Annotated in this window: 14 protein-coding genes; 5 read left to right on the plus strand and 9 right to left on the minus strand. The window is 69.4% G+C overall.

Annotation, left to right across the window (positions count from 1 at the left end; genetic code table 11):
• Both ACIRGA_RS08025 and ACIRGA_RS08030 read right to left on the minus strand, forming a co-directional pair.
• A complete protein-coding gene (locus ACIRGA_RS08025) occupies positions 1-453 on the minus strand; it encodes a roadblock/LC7 domain-containing protein (protein WP_005166055.1) in 453 nt (150 codons plus the stop codon).
• Entirely contained in the window at positions 450-3,863 is a 3,414-nt protein-coding gene (locus ACIRGA_RS08030) for a nitrate- and nitrite sensing domain-containing protein (protein WP_400937958.1), read from the minus strand. The genes ACIRGA_RS08025 and ACIRGA_RS08030 overlap by 4 nt, the downstream gene beginning before the upstream one ends.
• 969 nt (positions 3,864-4,832) lie before the next feature.
• Between ACIRGA_RS08030 and ACIRGA_RS08035 the strand changes: the two genes are divergently transcribed.
• Together ACIRGA_RS08035 and ACIRGA_RS08040 are read left to right on the plus strand one after the other, a co-directional pair.
• Positions 4,833-5,258 carry a DUF485 domain-containing protein gene (locus ACIRGA_RS08035; RefSeq protein ID WP_400937960.1) on the plus strand — a complete coding sequence of 142 codons (426 nt, stop codon included), beginning with the start codon at positions 4,833-4,835 and terminating at the stop codon, positions 5,256-5,258.
• Positions 5,255-6,829: a cation acetate symporter gene (locus ACIRGA_RS08040; RefSeq protein ID WP_400937962.1), complete on the plus strand. Its 1,575-nt coding sequence runs from the start codon at positions 5,255-5,257 to the stop codon at positions 6,827-6,829. Before ACIRGA_RS08035 ends, ACIRGA_RS08040 begins: the two co-directional genes overlap by 4 nt.
• A gap of 51 nt (positions 6,830-6,880) precedes the next feature.
• Here ACIRGA_RS08040 and ACIRGA_RS08045 read toward each other — a convergent pair whose 3' ends face one another.
• A complete protein-coding gene (locus tag ACIRGA_RS08045; protein WP_400937965.1) occupies positions 6,881-7,450 on the minus strand; it encodes a TetR/AcrR family transcriptional regulator in 570 nt (189 codons plus the stop codon).
• 137 nt (positions 7,451-7,587) lie between these two features.
• On the opposite strand from ACIRGA_RS08045, the gene ACIRGA_RS08050 reads away from it, so the two are divergent.
• The gene (locus tag ACIRGA_RS08050) at positions 7,588-9,009 is read left to right on the plus strand and encodes an MFS transporter (RefSeq protein ID WP_400937967.1); all 1,422 of its coding nucleotides are present in this window, start codon (positions 7,588-7,590) and stop codon (positions 9,007-9,009) included.
• Here the strand turns inward: ACIRGA_RS08050 and ACIRGA_RS08055 are convergent.
• The 5 genes from ACIRGA_RS08055 to ACIRGA_RS08075 all read right to left on the minus strand — a co-directional run bounded on the left by ACIRGA_RS08055 (position 9,006) and on the right by ACIRGA_RS08075 (position 11,986).
• Positions 9,006-9,359 (minus strand): DUF3817 domain-containing protein, encoded by a 354-nt coding sequence (locus tag ACIRGA_RS08055; protein ID WP_005166062.1) that lies wholly within the window; start codon positions 9,357-9,359, stop codon positions 9,006-9,008. The two genes, ACIRGA_RS08050 and ACIRGA_RS08055, sit on opposite strands and share 4 nt — an antisense overlap.
• 23 nt (positions 9,360-9,382) lie before the next feature.
• Entirely contained in the window at positions 9,383-9,754 is a 372-nt protein-coding gene (locus ACIRGA_RS08060) for a hypothetical protein (protein WP_400937971.1), read from the minus strand.
• 225 nt (positions 9,755-9,979) lie between these two features.
• Entirely contained in the window at positions 9,980-10,864 is an 885-nt protein-coding gene (locus tag ACIRGA_RS08065; RefSeq protein WP_400937974.1) for a lytic transglycosylase domain-containing protein, read from the minus strand.
• 131 nt (positions 10,865-10,995) lie between these two features.
• On the minus strand, positions 10,996-11,478 hold the full coding sequence (locus ACIRGA_RS08070; RefSeq protein ID WP_400937976.1) for a helix-turn-helix transcriptional regulator: 483 nt from the start codon (positions 11,476-11,478) through the stop codon (positions 10,996-10,998).
• A gap of 352 nt (positions 11,479-11,830) precedes the next feature.
• The gene (locus ACIRGA_RS08075) at positions 11,831-11,986 is read right to left on the minus strand and encodes a hypothetical protein (RefSeq protein WP_162182762.1); all 156 of its coding nucleotides are present in this window, start codon (positions 11,984-11,986) and stop codon (positions 11,831-11,833) included.
• Between the two features lie 133 nt (positions 11,987-12,119).
• On the opposite strand from ACIRGA_RS08075, the gene ACIRGA_RS08080 reads away from it, so the two are divergent.
• Together ACIRGA_RS08080 and ACIRGA_RS08085 are read left to right on the plus strand one after the other, a co-directional pair.
• Positions 12,120-12,905 (plus strand): crotonase/enoyl-CoA hydratase family protein, encoded by a 786-nt coding sequence (locus ACIRGA_RS08080; RefSeq protein WP_400937978.1) that lies wholly within the window; start codon positions 12,120-12,122, stop codon positions 12,903-12,905.
• A 10-nt stretch (positions 12,906-12,915) separates the two neighbouring features.
• Entirely contained in the window at positions 12,916-13,440 is a 525-nt protein-coding gene (locus ACIRGA_RS08085) for a GNAT family N-acetyltransferase (RefSeq protein WP_400937980.1), read from the plus strand.
• Positions 13,441-13,805: 365 nt separating this feature from the next.
• Here ACIRGA_RS08085 and ACIRGA_RS08090 read toward each other — a convergent pair whose 3' ends face one another.
• Positions 13,806-14,954: a CaiB/BaiF CoA transferase family protein gene (locus ACIRGA_RS08090; protein WP_400937982.1), complete on the minus strand. Its 1,149-nt coding sequence runs from the start codon at positions 14,952-14,954 to the stop codon at positions 13,806-13,808.
• Positions 14,955-14,974: the final 20 nt, after the last annotated feature.

Here is a 14,974-nt window from a genome sequence, read left to right on the forward strand (position 1 = left end):
TCATCCCACCGGTTCGCCGATCAGCGACCCACCGGCGCCCTGCAATTGTGCGCGGAGTTCCGGAGTGAGGATCTGGCCGACGCGATCGACGAGCATCGTCATCTCGTAGGCGACCTGTCCGATGTCGCAGTTCGGGGCGGCGAGGATGGCGAGGCAGGAGCCGTCGCTGATGGACATCAGCACCATGATGCCGAGTTCCATCTCGACGACGGTCTCGTTGACCGCGCCCGCCTCGAAGCACCGCGCGGCCCCCTGGGTCAGGCTCACCAGGCCGGACGCGACGGCGGCCAGCTGGTCGGCGCGGTCCAGCGGGAGCCTGCTGGACGCCGTGAGCAGGAGGCCGTCAGCCGACACCACCACGGCGTGCGCCACTCCGGGTACCCGCTCGGCGAAGTCGTTCACCAGCCACCCGAACTGGTTCTGCTGGGGCTGGGCGGGGTTCGGCGAGGTCATTCACCCTCCAGGGTTTCGTGGTTGGCTTCGGTCGCCTGGGCCGTGCGGTGCCGTCCGCGCTGGATGCCCTGCTGGAAACTGCTCAGGCGGCCGCGCACGTCGTTCGCGTCTCGCTGTGGTCGGGGGGTGACCGCCCCGGCGGGCGGTCCCGCGCTGCCCGGGAGCAACTGCTCCCCGCGACGGCGCCTGGGTAATCCTGCCGAAGTCATCCGCGAGGGCACGGACTGGGACACCGCTTGGGCGGCTTTCCAGCCTTCGTCGGAGCCGAAGTTCCACGCGTCCGTCTGCTCGGTGGCGGCGACCGGCTCCGGCTCCGGGCTCGCTGCCTGCGGTTTCCGGCTCGGCAACGCGGCGGGCGGCGCCGCCGGACGCGCGGCCGTCTCCGATGTCTTTGCTGCCTTCGCTGTCTTCGCGGGCTCGGGAGCCTTCGGTGCCGCCGCCGGCTCGGGCTTCGCGTCCGGCTGGGTGGCGGCGGGCTGCTCGGTGACCGGCGGGGCCTTGTCCGCCGCTTCCTTGCGTCCTCGTTTGACGCCCTGCTGGAAGCTGCTCAGCCTGCCGCGCACGTTCGCCGGGTCGCGGACCGGCAGGTCCGACTTGGCGGCGGGTTCGGCGGCCGGGACCGACGACGCCGCGCTGCCCGGCAGCAGCTGCTCGCCCTTGCGACGACGCGGCAACCCGGCCTGGGTGAACGTCGACGGGGCGTTCTGCGAGACCTCCTGCACCGTGCGGAAGGCCTTGTCGCTGGCGAAATCCCAGCTGCGGGCTTCCTGCTCGGCGGTGGGGGCCTTCTCGGCCGCCTTCTCCGCTTCGGGTTCCTTCGTCCCCGGCTTCTCCTTCTTGGCCGCGGGTTCGGCCGCGGGCTTTTCCGGAGCGGGCGCGGGCGAACGGAACCACGCCGAGAGCATCTCGTCGAAGATCGGCGTCGTCTCCGACTTGGGCGCTGCGGTGGGCGCCGACGGGGCGGGCGCAGGGGCGGGAGCGGCCGCCTGGTTCCACCACTCGCTCAGCGTGGTCCCGGCGGTGTTGTTCTTGGCTTCGAACAGTTCCTTGCCGCTGGGCAGATCACCTTCCGCCGGGGCGGGCTTGTCCGCCTCCTTGGCGACCGGCTCGGGTTCGGCGGCGGGTTCCGGTTCGGGACGACGGGGCTCCGGCGCCGGCGGTGTCGTCTCGTCCTTGGGGATCGGGCTGAACAGCGCCGTTCCCGAGATCTCCAGATCGGACGGCGGCCTCGACTCCTGGCTGTGCCCGTTCACCGCGGGCTTGGCGTGACCGGCCAGATCGTTCGCCGACGGCCACCGCTCGCCGCCCTGCGACGGCACGCTCGGCATCGCCGGGCGCGCACCGTTCGTGGGCCGCTGGCGGCGGGGCAGGCCGCCCGGCTGCTGCGGCGGCACCGGCGTGAGGCGCTGGGTGATCGGGCCGGTCGCGGGGCCGGGGTCTCCGCCGGGCGGTGCCATCACCAGGTCCGCCGGGACCGAGACGGTGGCGCGCACCCCGACGATGTCCTTGCCACCGTGCAGCGAGACACCGATGCGGTGCCTGCTGGCCAGCCGTCCGACGACGAACAGGCCCATCCGGCGCGAAGTGGTGAGGTCGACGTTGGGGGCCTCGGTGAGCCGGGCGTTGGCCTCGGCGACCTCGGCCTCGTTCATCCCGATGCCCTTGTCGAGGATGTCGATGCCGAACGAGCCGTCTTCGACGAGCCTGGTCGCGACCGTCACCTGGGTTTCCGGCGCGGAGAACGCCGTGGCGTTGTCCAGCAGTTCGGCGATCAGGCGCATCAGATCGTTGGCCGCGTACCCGACCAGCCGCACCGGCGGCGGATTCTGCACGGTGACCCGCTGGTACTGCTCGATCTCGGACACCGCCGCGCGCACCACGTCGGTGGCGGAAACAGGCTGACCGGACCGCCTGCCCGGCTCGGCGCCGGAGAGGACCATCAGGTTCTCGTTGTTGCGGCGCATGCGGGTGGCGAGGTGGTCCAGCTGGAACAGCGTGGCGAGCTGGTCGGCGTCCTCTTCGTCGCGCTCCAGCCGCTCGATCAGCTGAAGCTGCCGCTGCACGAGGCTCTGGCTGCGGCGGGAGAGGTTGACGAACACGTTGCTGTAGCCGGTGCGCATCGAGGCCTGTTCGGTGGCCAGGCGCAGCGCCTGGTGGTGCACCTTGTCGAAGGCCCTGGCGACCTCGCCGATCTCGTCGTCGCCGCCGACCGGGACCGGCCGCACGTCGGTGCCCTGCGAGCGGCCCTCCTGGATGTTGCGGACCGCGTCGGGCAGCTGCTTCTCGGCGACGTCGAGGGCGCTGGCGCGCAGCACCTTCAGCGAGCGCAGCAGCTGGCGGGTGATGAGGAAGACGACGGCGACGGCGAGCACCATCGCGCCGAACAGCAGGACCGCGAGCAGGCCCGCGCCGCTGCTGGCGTCGTCGACCAGCTCGGCCGACACCGCGCTCGTTTCGGCGCCGAACTTGTTCGCGACCTCGCCGACCTTGCCGATGATCGCGGTCGACGCGTCGGTCCAGCCCTGCGCGGACAACGTGCGGAATGCCTGTGTGGACGGGGTTCCCTGCTCGCCGAGAGCGGTTTTCGCGAGCCTGTCACGGTTTTCCATCGCCTGGTCGGTGACCGCGGCACTGAATTCCTGGCGCTGCTGTTCCGAAGCGGCGGCGCGGAAGTCGGTGAGCCGGTCGGTCAGCCGGAGTTCGGCGGTGCGCAGCTGGTCGAGTTCGCTCGGCGCGAGGCCCGACCGCGCGATACCGAAGGAGACCAGCGCCTGGCTCAGCGACAGTTGTTCCTTCATCACGGCGAGGTCGTGCAGCGCCGTCGGGGTGCCGCCGAGGTCGTCCTGGCTGGCGCCGGCCGCCAGCGCGGTGTCGAGGGCGAGCAGCGCGGTGGTCACCTCGGTGTACTCGCCGATCGCCTGGACGGGATCGAGCTGTCCGGAGGACGCTCGCTGCCGGATGTCGGGCAGCCGATCGAGCTGGGCGGCCGCCGCTTCACGCGCCTGACGGAGCGACGGCTCGTTCTCCACGGCCCGGGACGCGGCGGCGCCGTAGAGCGGGATGGCGGTGTCGACGTCGGCGCGGGCCGAGCCGAGCTCCAGGGTCCCGCCGACGGTGCCGGCGGTCAGCCCGGCGGCGGACTGGGTGCGTTCGCGGCCGAGGCCGTCGGTGAGGGTGCGGATGTGCCCGCTCAGCGCGACGAGGCGGTCGAGCCGCTGGTAGCCGTCGGAACGGCCGACCTGGCCCGCGATGGTGGCGATGCCCAGTGCCAGCGCGATGAGGATCGGCACCAGCGTCACGGCCGACAGCTTCACCGGCAGGCTCCAGTCCCGCCAGCGCACGAGCGTGCGCCAGCCGGTGGCCCACCGAGATGGCCGGGGAGTGCGGCCCAGCAGCTCCCCGACAGGCACTTGGCCTTCTCCTGCAACGGTCACGTAGGTGACTCCCTGTCCGGCGTCCTGGCACGGTCTGAGGCGTCCGTTCCCGCGAGGTACCTGCCTGCGGGGAACTCGACCCTGGTCTGACCACGTGATCGATCGCGACGTGCGGGACCTCGGCCGGCGATCCGGGTGTCCCTGGGGACACCGGTCCGCTCCGGGAGGTCTTGCACCTGCACGTGCAGGTCGCAACCTGCGAAGTGCATGGTCGTCGAGATCAACTTTTCTTTGCCAATCGATCACTGCGGGTCAGCCGGGCCAAAGAATCGTACACCAATCCGGGTGCCGTCAATTCTGTTCAGTACACGGGTGCTGACCAGCGAAAAGTGTGTATCCGGGTGATCCACCCGGCCCGAAATTCGTCCGCTCGTCACAACCGGGGGAATTCCGGTTACGGGTTGCGCGGATACACAGGGTGCCCTTATCACCCGATCAGCCTACGTACGGTAGCCGCGTCGCCCGGTCGAACTACTTTCCGTGCCCCCAACGGGTGGGTCAAGCCCAAATATGTGCCCGATGTTGTGGCCTTGCCGCCCAAGCCGGTTCGATGTCGCCCGACATGGTGATTTCTTTCGAGACACCCGGCGAAGCGGGGGATCTTCCCCGGTCCGGGATGGCGGGCACGGTATCGAAACCCGCCGCCTCCCGGTAGCGAAACTACGATCTGTCACTACTTCGAGGGACAGAGCGTGGTCATGGTCCATCGTTTGCCGCAGTGGGCCGTTCGGGCGACGACCGCGCGTGACAACTCTACTCACTACGACGAGTGATAAAGCCGGTTCATTCCGGCCGAAACGATTTTCCGAAACACTAATAGGAGGTAAATCCGAATACCGGCTCACGCCTTCGCGGAACCGGGGTCGCCTATTCAGAGCGGGTGAAGCCGTAGTTAGTATGTGCGCTCCCCGTACCGCGCCACGGATGCAAGCCCCGGAGGAACCCATGCCCGACGTCGCGCGTCCCTACGCGGCGAGCAACGCCCTCGAGGACACCGGGCAGATGCCCGCGCTGTTCGTCCGCGAGCGCCAGCCCACTCCCTCGCCGCCGCCGCGTCCCACCGGTCCCGACTTCGACCGGATCCAGCACGGCAAGGAGTTCGTCGCGCTCCGCAAGACCTTCCGGCGGTTCGTGTTCCCGATGAGCCTGCTGTTCTTCACCTGGTACATGATGTTCGTGCTGCTGGCGGCCTACGCCCACGACTTGATGAGCCGGAAGGTGTGGGGCGAGGTCAACGTCGGCATCCTGCTCGGGCTCGGCCAGTTCGCCAGCACGATCCTGATCACGATCGCGTACCTCAAGTTCGCGAACAAGCGCCTCGACCCTCAGGTCGAGCAGCTGCGCGCCGCCGTCGGGGCGGGTGAGCGATGAGCATTCCCGACAACAACCCGGTGCTGAACATCGCGGTGTTCGCGCTGTTCGTCGCGATCACCCTGTACGTGGTGTACCGCGCCAGTACGCGCAACTCGTCCACTTCGGACTACTACGCGGCGGGAAGCGCCTTCACCGGACGCCAGAACGGCATCGCTCTTTCGGGTGACTTCCTCTCGGCGGCGTCGTTCCTCGGTATCGCCGGGGCCATCGCGATCCACGGCTACGACGGCTTCCTGTACTCGATCGGGTTCCTCGTCGCGTGGATGGTCGACCTGCTGCTGATCGCGGAGCTGCTGCGCAACACCGGCCGCTTCACCATGGGCGACGTGCTGAGCTTCCGGATGAAGCAGCGCCCGGTCCGCGCCGCGGCCGCGACGTCGACCCTGGTGATCTCCTTCTTCTACATGCTCGCGCAGATGGCGGGCGCCGGCGGCCTGGTGGCGCTGCTGCTGGACATCCACGGCGGGATCGGCCAGGCGCTGGTGATCGGCGTCGTCGGCGTCATCATGGTGTTGTACGTGCTGGTCGGCGGGATGAAGGGCACCACGTGGGTGCAGATCATCAAGGCGACCATCCTGCTGCTGACCGGCGCGCTGATCACCGTGTTCCTGTTCGGCAAGTTCGGGTTCAGCTTCTCGAACCTGCTCTCGGCCGCCGCCGACAACAGCCCGCTCGGTGACGAACTGCTGGAGCCGGGCGGCTCCTACGGCAAGAGCGAGATCACGAAACTCGACTTCGTCTCGCTGGCGCTGGCGCTGGTCCTGGGCGCCGCCGCGCTCCCGCACGTGCTGATGCGCTTCTACACGGTGCCGAACTCGCGCGAAGCGCGGCGCTCGGTGGTGTGGGCGACCGCGTGCATGACGATCTTCTATCTCTGCACGCTGGTCATCGGCTTCGGCGCGGCCGCGCTGGTCGGCCCGGAGGCGATCAAGAACGCGCCCGGCGGGGAGAACTCGGCGGCGCCGCTGCTCGCGCTGAACATCGGCGGCACCCTCCTGCTCGGCGTCGTCTCGGCGGTGGCCTTCGCGACCATCCTCGCCGTCGTCGCGGGGCTGACGATCACCGCTTCGGCCTCCTTCGCCCACGACGTGTACGCCAACATCTTCAAGCGCGGCAAGGCGGAACCGGCCGCGGAGGTCCGCGTCGCGCGGCTGACCGCGGTCGCCGTCGGGGCGTTCGCGATCATCGGCGGCATCCTGGCGAACGGGCAGAACATCGCGTTCCTGGTGGCGCTGGCGTTCGCCGTCGCGGCGTCGGCGAACCTCTCGACGCTGCTGTACTCGCTGTTCTGGAAACGCTTCAACACCACCGGCACCCTGTGGGGCATCTACGGCGGGCTGATCGCCAGCCTGGTGCTCGTGTTCTTCTCGCCGGTGATGTCGGGGGCCGCGGACTCGATCATCAAGAGCGTCGACTTCCACTGGTTCCCGCTGAAGAACCCGGGCCTGGTGTCGATCCCGTTCTCGTTCCTGTGCGGGTTCGTGGGTACCTTCGTCGGCCGGTCGAAAGCCGATCCGGTCAAGCACGCGGAGATGGAGGTGCGGTCCCTCACCGGGATCGGCTCCTGACGCGCGCCATGAAAGGTCCTTTCCTTGCGGAGTTTGCAAGGAAAGGACCTTTCATGGCGTCCGGAGCCCGTCCAGCACGATCGTGAGAAGCCGCTTCGTGTCCTCGTCCGAAGCCTTGCTCGCCGCCGAACCCAGCCCGTGACCGAGCCGCAGGATGTCGACCCCGGCGACGTCGGGCCGGAGCACTCCCTCGTCCTGCGCCGCCTTCACGATCGTGTCGGCCGCAGCCCGCAGGCGTGACTGACACCAGCCGAAGACCTCGGAGCCGGCGTCGACGGACGCCTTGAGCGTCATCGCGAGCCCGTGCTTCTCGACCACGTAGATGACGTGCGTGGCCAGCCAGGTCTCGAGCGCCTTACCCGGCGGCAGCTCGTCCAGCAGGTCGTACGCCTGCTGCGCCAGCCCGTCGATCTCGTCGCGGTAGACGGCCTCGATCAGCTTGTCGCGCGTCGGGAAGTGCCGGTACAACGTGCCCGCGCCGACCCCGGCGCGTTTGGCGATGTCGTCGGCGGGCACGTCCACGCCGTCGGCGGTGAACGCCTCCTTCGCCACGGCCACGATGCGCTCGTAGTTGCGCCGCGCGTCCGCACGCATGGGGCGGGCCGGATCGGCCGTGACCATCTGCACCTCCTCGAGCGACGAAAACGGAGACGTTCTCCGAATTCACTTGCGTAAGCGGAGACTCTCTCCATATCATCGCTCACGACCTCAAGTGGAGAGTCTCTCCGCTTCATCTCGTTACGTCTTTGGAGTATTCCTTGACCGAACGAACCCTGCGTGCCGAGCCTAGGCCGGATACGGCCGGGGCCCCACCACCTCCGCACCGGCTGGTCCTCCCGATCATCCTGACCTGCCAGCTCATGCTCATCCTCGACGCGACGGTGATGAACGTCGCGCTCCCCCGCATCCAGTCCGACCTGGGCTTCACCGACACCGGCCTGTCCTGGGTGATGACGGCGTACAGCCTGGTCTTCGGCGGCTTGCTGCTGCTCGGCGGCCGGGCGGGCGACCTGTTCGGCCGCCGCCGGACGTTCGTCGTCGGCGCGGCCGTGTTCACCGCCGCCTCGCTGCTCGGCGGCCTCGCCGGTTCGGCGGAACTGCTGATCGCCGCGCGCGTGGCGCAGGGCGTCGGCGCCGCGCTCGCCGGGCCGAGCACGCTGGCGCTGATCACCAGCACGTTCACCGAAGCCAAGGCGCGGGTGCGCGCGCTGGCGTTGTTCTCGGCGATGTCCAGCAGCGGTTTCGCGATCGGCCTGCTGCTCGGCGGCCTGCTGACCGAATGGATCTCCTGGCGCGCGGCGCTGTACATCAACGTCCCGTTCGGGCTCGCGATCGTCCTGCTCACCTCGCGCTACGTGGCCGATCCGCCCCGGCGACGCGCCCGCCTGGACCTTCCCGGCGCGTTCACCGGCACCCTCGGAGTCGGCTCGCTCGTGTTCGCCTTCACCCACGCCGCGTCGCACGGCTGGGGCGACACGATCACCCTCGGCAGCCTCGCCGCCGGGCTCGCGTTGCTGGCCGCGTTCCTCCGCATCGAGACCAGGGTGAGCGAACCCCTGATCCCGTTGCGCCTGTTCGCCGAACGCGACCGTGCCGCGGCCTACGTCAACTTCTTCCTCGGGCCGATGGCGATGATGTCGATGTTCTTCTTCCTGACCCAGTTCCTGCAGGACATCGCGGGTTTCGCCGCCTTGGAGACCGGCTTCGCGTTCCTGCCGATGGCGGTCTGCATGTTCGGCCTCAGCAGGCTGATCCCGAAACTGCTCCCCCGGTTCGGGCCGAAGCCGCTGGCGCTGACCGGGACCGCACTGATGACCGGCGGAGTCGTCTGGCTGACCACGCTCACCACCGACAGCGGCTACTTCTCGCATCTGCTCGGGCCGATGCTGCTGATGGGCGTGGGCGCGGGGCTGGCGTTCTCCCCGCTCAGCGTGATCATCATGGCGACGGTGCCCACCGACGACGCGGGTGCCGCGGGCGGCGCGTTGCAGACGTTGCAGCAGGTCGGGGCGACCTTGGGGCTGGCGATCCTGATCACCGTGTTCGGCGCGGTGACCCGGATACCGTCCGGGAGCCCGGCGGAGACCACCGTCGACGGGATGACCTCGGCCTTCACCGTCGCCGCCGTGGTGACGGCGCTGTCCTTCCTGGTGGCGCTGACCTTCCGGCGCCGGGCTTAGAGCTTCGCGCCCGCCTGGACCTTGTGCGTGACCTTGCGTTCCATCACGAACGAGAAGAAGGGGATGCAGCCGGCGATCAGCACGAGCAGGGTGCCCTTCATCGACCAGCGGGCCTTGATCGCGAGGTCGACCGCGAGCAGCAGGTAGATCAGGTAGAGCCCGCCGTGGACCATGGGGATCATCTTCACGAACTGGGGAAGCTCCACGCGGAAGACGTACTGCAGCAGCATCTCGACGACCAGTCCGAGCAGGGCCACACCGGTGGCGTACGCCGCGACGCGGAACCGGATCAGCGGTCCGCCCAGCGAGACCGGGCGGGCCGGGGCGGCGTCGTCAGTTCGGGTGGTCATAGGGTCTCGAACCTCTCTGGGGACTACTTGTCGCGGGCGTTGAGTTCGCGCAGATACCTGTTGTACGCGGCGAGCTCGTCGTCCTCGGGGGGCGGCGGCGCCGGGGCACGCCGCTGCCGGGGCGAGGGCACCTCGGGGAGGGCGGTCTCGGCCACCGTCTCCTGGGCGTCGGCCTCGGCGGCGCGGCGGCGGAGCTTGCGGATCCGCCAGAACATGAACGCGGGGAACAGCCCGAACAACGGCCACTGCAGGACATAGCCGAGGTTCTGGAACGTCCCGCTGGCCGAGGAGAACCGCTCCCACTGCCACCAGGCGAGCCCGCAGCACAGCGCCAGGCTCGCCAGGCAGACGCCGGCGATGCCGAGACGGCGCAGGATGACGGGCGAAGCGGACACACATCGACGCTAGCACTGGGTGCGCGGCGAATCGTCGCCGACCTGGGCGCTCGGGACCTTGGTCCCGGCTCCAGCGCCCTGCGTTCCCGGCCGTGCTCGAAGGCGTGACTCGCGTGCTTGAAGACGCAACTCACGTGTCTGGACCCGGATCTCGCGTGTGCGGCGCTCAAGCACGCGAGTTCCGTGTTCAAGCACGCGAGTTCGGCCTGGCTGCCGCCTTACGGATCACTTGGAGGCGGCCACGCCCTTCGCGTAGTCGTCCGCCAGCCCGAAGACCTTCTGCGCGTACTCGGTCGAGTTGTTGTACGACAGGATTCCCTGCCACCACCCCGAGGCGGCCGACATGTCGCGGTTGTTCACGCACAGGTAGCGCGCCGCGGCCAGCGACGCGTCGTCGATCTGCTGCGGGTCGCCGACGCCGTCGCGGTTGCCGTCGGCGGCGTACCGGCGCCAGGTGCTGGGGATGAACTGCATCGGCCCGACCGCGCGGTCCACGGCCGCGTCGCCGTCGAACTGACCGCCGTCGGTGTCGCCGATCGCCTTCACGCCGGGAGACCCGTCGAGCGGGACACCGATGATCGGCTTCGACGGCCGTCCGTCCTGGCCGAGGACGGCGCCGCCGTACTGGCCGTGGTTCGACTCGATCCGGCCGATGCCCGCCAGGGTCGCCCACGAGATCTTGCAGTTCGGCTGCATCTGGCGCATCGCCAGCTCGGCGTTGCCGTAGGCGAGCAGCGCCCTGGCTGGAACGCCGGTGGCCTGCGCCGCGCGCTCGGTCCAGGCGGTCAGCGGGTCCTTGCCCGGTTTCGGCTGTGCCTGCTGGGGCGAGGTCTGCTGGGTGGCACCGCCCGCGACGGTGGCGTTGACCGGGGCGACCGAACCTGGTTTGACGTCCGCCGCCTTGACCTGCAGCGCGGGGATCTCCATCGTCGTGGGGCTCGCGACCGGGGCGGACGCCTTGGTCACCAGCCAGATCCCGCCCCCGGCGAGGCCGAGCACGGCCAGCACGATCACCAGCCTCCCGAGCACGGCGGCGCCCACCCCGCGGCGTGGCGGAGCGGGCGTGGCCGGGTCGGCGACGAGCTCGTCGTTTTCCGGGGTGGTGCGCACGAAGCGAGTCCTCCAGCGTGGGCGGCGATCACGACCGATGCTCGAACAACGAGCCCGCGCAGGTTAGCGTTACGCGGTAGCCGGAATCGCCCTTGCCACGCCGGTTCACCCGCGCGTGCGAGAAGTTCTCATCAGGCGGACTTCTGCTGCCTCGCCAGCCGTGCCACGCACCAGGCCGGGGCGCTGCCGCGGCGAAGGTGCTGCAAAACGGTCATCGGGCCGAGACGACGGCTCAGGTCGGACGGGGCGAGCCCGGCCGCGCGGTAGTCGAGGGCACGCTGGTCGAGCGGGCTCAGACCGGCGTCCCACCAGGCTTCGGCCTCGGCGACGCCGCCCACCATCTGCCACCAGCCCGCGGCCGCCACGAGCAGGTCGTCCGGGACCTCGGGGAGCCGTCGGCGCATGGCGTCGAGGTAGCCGGGGTCGGCGGCCTCGACCGGCGCCCAGCGCGCCTGACCGGACTGCTGACGCTGGCCGGGGATTCCGGGAGCCTGCCTGGGCACGTCGGCCAGCCACGCCGACGCGATGCGGTCGGCCTCCTGCTCCTCGGGGGTCTGCTCACGCTCGGCCGCCCACTGCCGGATCAACGCATCGACTCCGGGATCTCCGGTCATCCCTGCCTCCTCATGATTCCCCGACTGACAAGTCCTGACTTACTTGCCCGGCTGGAAGTTCCCGCTGCCCTGGGGCTTGCACCTGCGGAAACTCCTCGCCCAGGAGGCCGGCTCCGGCGCCTGGAGGACCAACCGATCACGCAATGTGAGCACCGTAGGGGCGCGGAGGTCTTTTCCGCCAGAGCTTCCAGGGCACGAATTCGTCGACCAGCGGGTTTTCGGGGCCAATCCACCCGGATGGTCGAGTCGTCCGACCGAAATCCGAGACGGGTGACGCTGAGTGATAACCGCAGGTGGCTGCGCACGGTGATCACCGGCGTCGCCAAGGACACCGGTGATCACCGAGATGGGGTCAGGAGAAGAGACTCCGGACGAAGGTCACGATGGCTTCGGCACCGGACCGGAGCCAGCCGAGCGCGGTGTGGACGGCATCGGCGGATTGCGTCGGCCTGCTGATCAGAAAGAAGAGCACGAGCGCGACGACGGCGATCACAACGAATTTCTTCAAGCCGGGCGACATGGCTCCATCCCATCACACCGTAGTGTCCAGACGATGACTCCGCGCGCACTGCGGACTTTGTCACCACTTTAAGGAGAATCGGGCCCTGTTGCCCACCCGTATTCGCCTGAGGGAGCGATCGATGAGCGAAAACGTTCTCGTCCACCGGGACGGGCCGGTGACGACGATCACGCTGAACCGCCCCGGGTCCCGCAACGCGGTCGACGGACCGACCGCGAACTCACTGGCGGACGCCTTCCGCTCGTTCGACGCCGACGAGGAGGCCGCGGTCGCCGTCCTCACCGGTTCGGGTGACGCCTTCTGCGCCGGAGCCGATCTGAAGGCCGTCGGCACCGGCCGCACCAACTCGCTCAGCCCGGCGGGTGACGGGCCGATGGGCCCGACGCGCATGACTCTGTCGAAGCCGGTGATCGCCGCGGTGCGCGGGCATGCCGTCGCGGGCGGCCTGGAGCTGGCGCTGTGGTGCGATCTGCGGGTCGCCGACACCACGGCCGTGTTCGGCGTGTTCTGCCGCCGCTGGGGTGTCCCGCTGATCGACGGCGGCACGGTCCGCCTCCCCCGGCTGATCGGCCACTCGCGGGCGATGGACCTGATCCTCACCGGCAGGCCGGTCGACGCCGACGAGGCGCTCGCGATCGGACTTGCGAACCGGGTCGTCCCCGACGGCGAGGCCTTGGCGGCCGCGCAAGCGCTGGCACGCGAGCTGGCCGCGTTCCCCCAGGCGTGTATGCGCGCGGATCGCAGGTCCGCGTACGGCCAGTACGGGCTCACCGAAGACGAGGCGATGCGGGCCGAGTTCTCGAACGCCCTGATCGGCGGAGGGCTCGCGGAGGAGGCCGTCGCGGGCGCCAACCGGTTCAGTGACGGCGCGGGGCGTCACGGCAGTTTCGACGGCCCGCGACTCTAAAGTCTGTCGGATGACAGAAACCGGAGTCGCACTCAGACCGGTGTCCGAAGAAGACCTGCCGATGCTCGAAGCGCTCACGAACGATCCCCGGGCCGCGGGCCCGTTCGAGTGGCACGGCTGGCACGACCCGCATTTCCTGCGCCGCCGCTGGGCCGAGACCGGCATGCTCGCGGCGGACAACGGGATGCTGATGATCGAGCTGGACGGGCAGCGCCTCGGTTTCGTGTCGTGGCACAAGACCAGGACCGGTTCGACGTCGTACTGCTGGAACGCCGGGCTCGTGCTCATCCCCGAGGCACGCGGCCACGGATACGGGACCGAGGCCCAGCGCCTGCTGGTCCGCTACCTCTTCGCGCACACGCAGATGAACCGGGTCGAAGCGTCGACGGAGGTCGACAACGTCGCCGAGCAGCGCTCCCTGGTGAAGGCGGGTTTCACCAGGGAGGGTGTGCTGCGCGGCTACGGGTTCCGGGACGGGGCCTGGCGCGACCACGTCCTCTATTCGGTGCTGCGGTCCGATCTCGACGTGGGCTGAAAGCGGGTCGTGAGCGGCGATTCGGGTTCTGGTGAACCGTCTGACGCCGTAGTCGAGCCGATGTCGGCGAGTGGGGAGGATTTCGGACGTTCAGTGTCCGGAATCCTCCCCACTCGAGATGACCTTGATCAACTCTTCGACGATGTAGGAATCGGGACACTCAACGTCCCGATTCCTACATCGTCAACGCCCGGCACGCCGAGCAGCCGAGCCGATGTCGTCGAACTCCGAGACCGGCGCCCCGCTCGACGACATGGGTAAGCAAATGCAGGCCCAGTCAGAACCCGAAACGCCACTCACGACCCGTATCCGGCCGGGGGCTGAAGGCTCCCTTCGCCGCGTCAGTCGCGGCTAAGGGACCCTGCCTAGGCGATGGTGCCCGCGGCCCTGAGCCGTTCGATCCCGTCGGCGTCCACGCCGAGTTCGGCGAGGACCTCGGCGGTGTCGCCGCCTTTGGGCCGCGGCGGTTCCGGCGTTTCGGCCGGCGTGCGGTCGAAACGCGGCGCCGGCGCGGGCTGCATCATGCCGCCGACATCGACGAACGTCTTGCGCGCGACGTTGTGCGGATGCGACGGTGCCTCCTTCGGGGAGAGCACCGCCGTCAGGCACGCGTCGGTGCCTTCGGCCTTCGCGACCAATTCGTCGCGAGTGTGCTTCGCGACGGCCTCGGCGACGATCTTGCGCAGCTTCGGCCATTCGTTCTTGTCGACGTGGACCGGGATCTCCTCGGGGTCGAGCCCGAGCACCTTCACCAGATCGCCCCAGAACCGCATCTCGATCGCGCCGATGGCGACGTACTTGCCGTCGGCGGTCTCGTAGGTGTCGTAGAACGGCGCGCCGCCGTCGAGCATGTTCTCGCCGCGCCCGCCGGGCCACAGCCCGGAATCCAGCAGCCCGTGCAGGCTCGTGGTCAGCAGCGCCGCACCGTCCACCATGGACGCGTCGACCACCTGTCCCTTGCCGGAGGTCTGTCGTTCGAACAGCGCCGCCAGCACGCCCATCGCGAGCAGGAGGCCACCGCCGCCGAAGTCACCGACGAGGTTGAGCGGCACCACCGGCCGCTGCCCGGCGTGCCCGATGGGTTCGAGCGCGCCGGAGATGCCGATGTAGTTGATGTCGTGCCCGGCGACGGTCGCCAGCGGGCCGTCCTGGCCGTAGCCGGTCATCCGGCCGTAGACCAGCCGCGGATTGCGGGCGTGGACCTGCTCCGGTCCGATGCCCATCCGCTCGGCGACGCCGGGACGGAAACCCTCGATGAGCACGTCGGCGTCGTCGGCGAGTTTCAGCACCAGTTCGACCCCCTCGGGGGTCTTGGTGTTGATCCCGATCGACCGCCTGCCCCTGGCGAGCGGATCGTTCGGGAACCCGATGACGTCGTTGCCCGGTGTCGCCCGGTCGATCCGGACGACCTCCGCGCCGAGATCGGCGAGGATCGTGCAGGCGAACGGCGCCGGGGCGAGCCCGGCCAGTTCGACGACCTTGAGCCCGCTCAGCGGGCCGGCCTTCTTCGCCACGTCTTTCCTTCCTACGCCAA

It is taken from the genome of Amycolatopsis sp. NPDC102389, assembly GCF_044765885.1.
In the GTDB taxonomy this organism is placed as follows: domain Bacteria; phylum Actinomycetota; class Actinomycetes; order Mycobacteriales; family Pseudonocardiaceae; genus Amycolatopsis.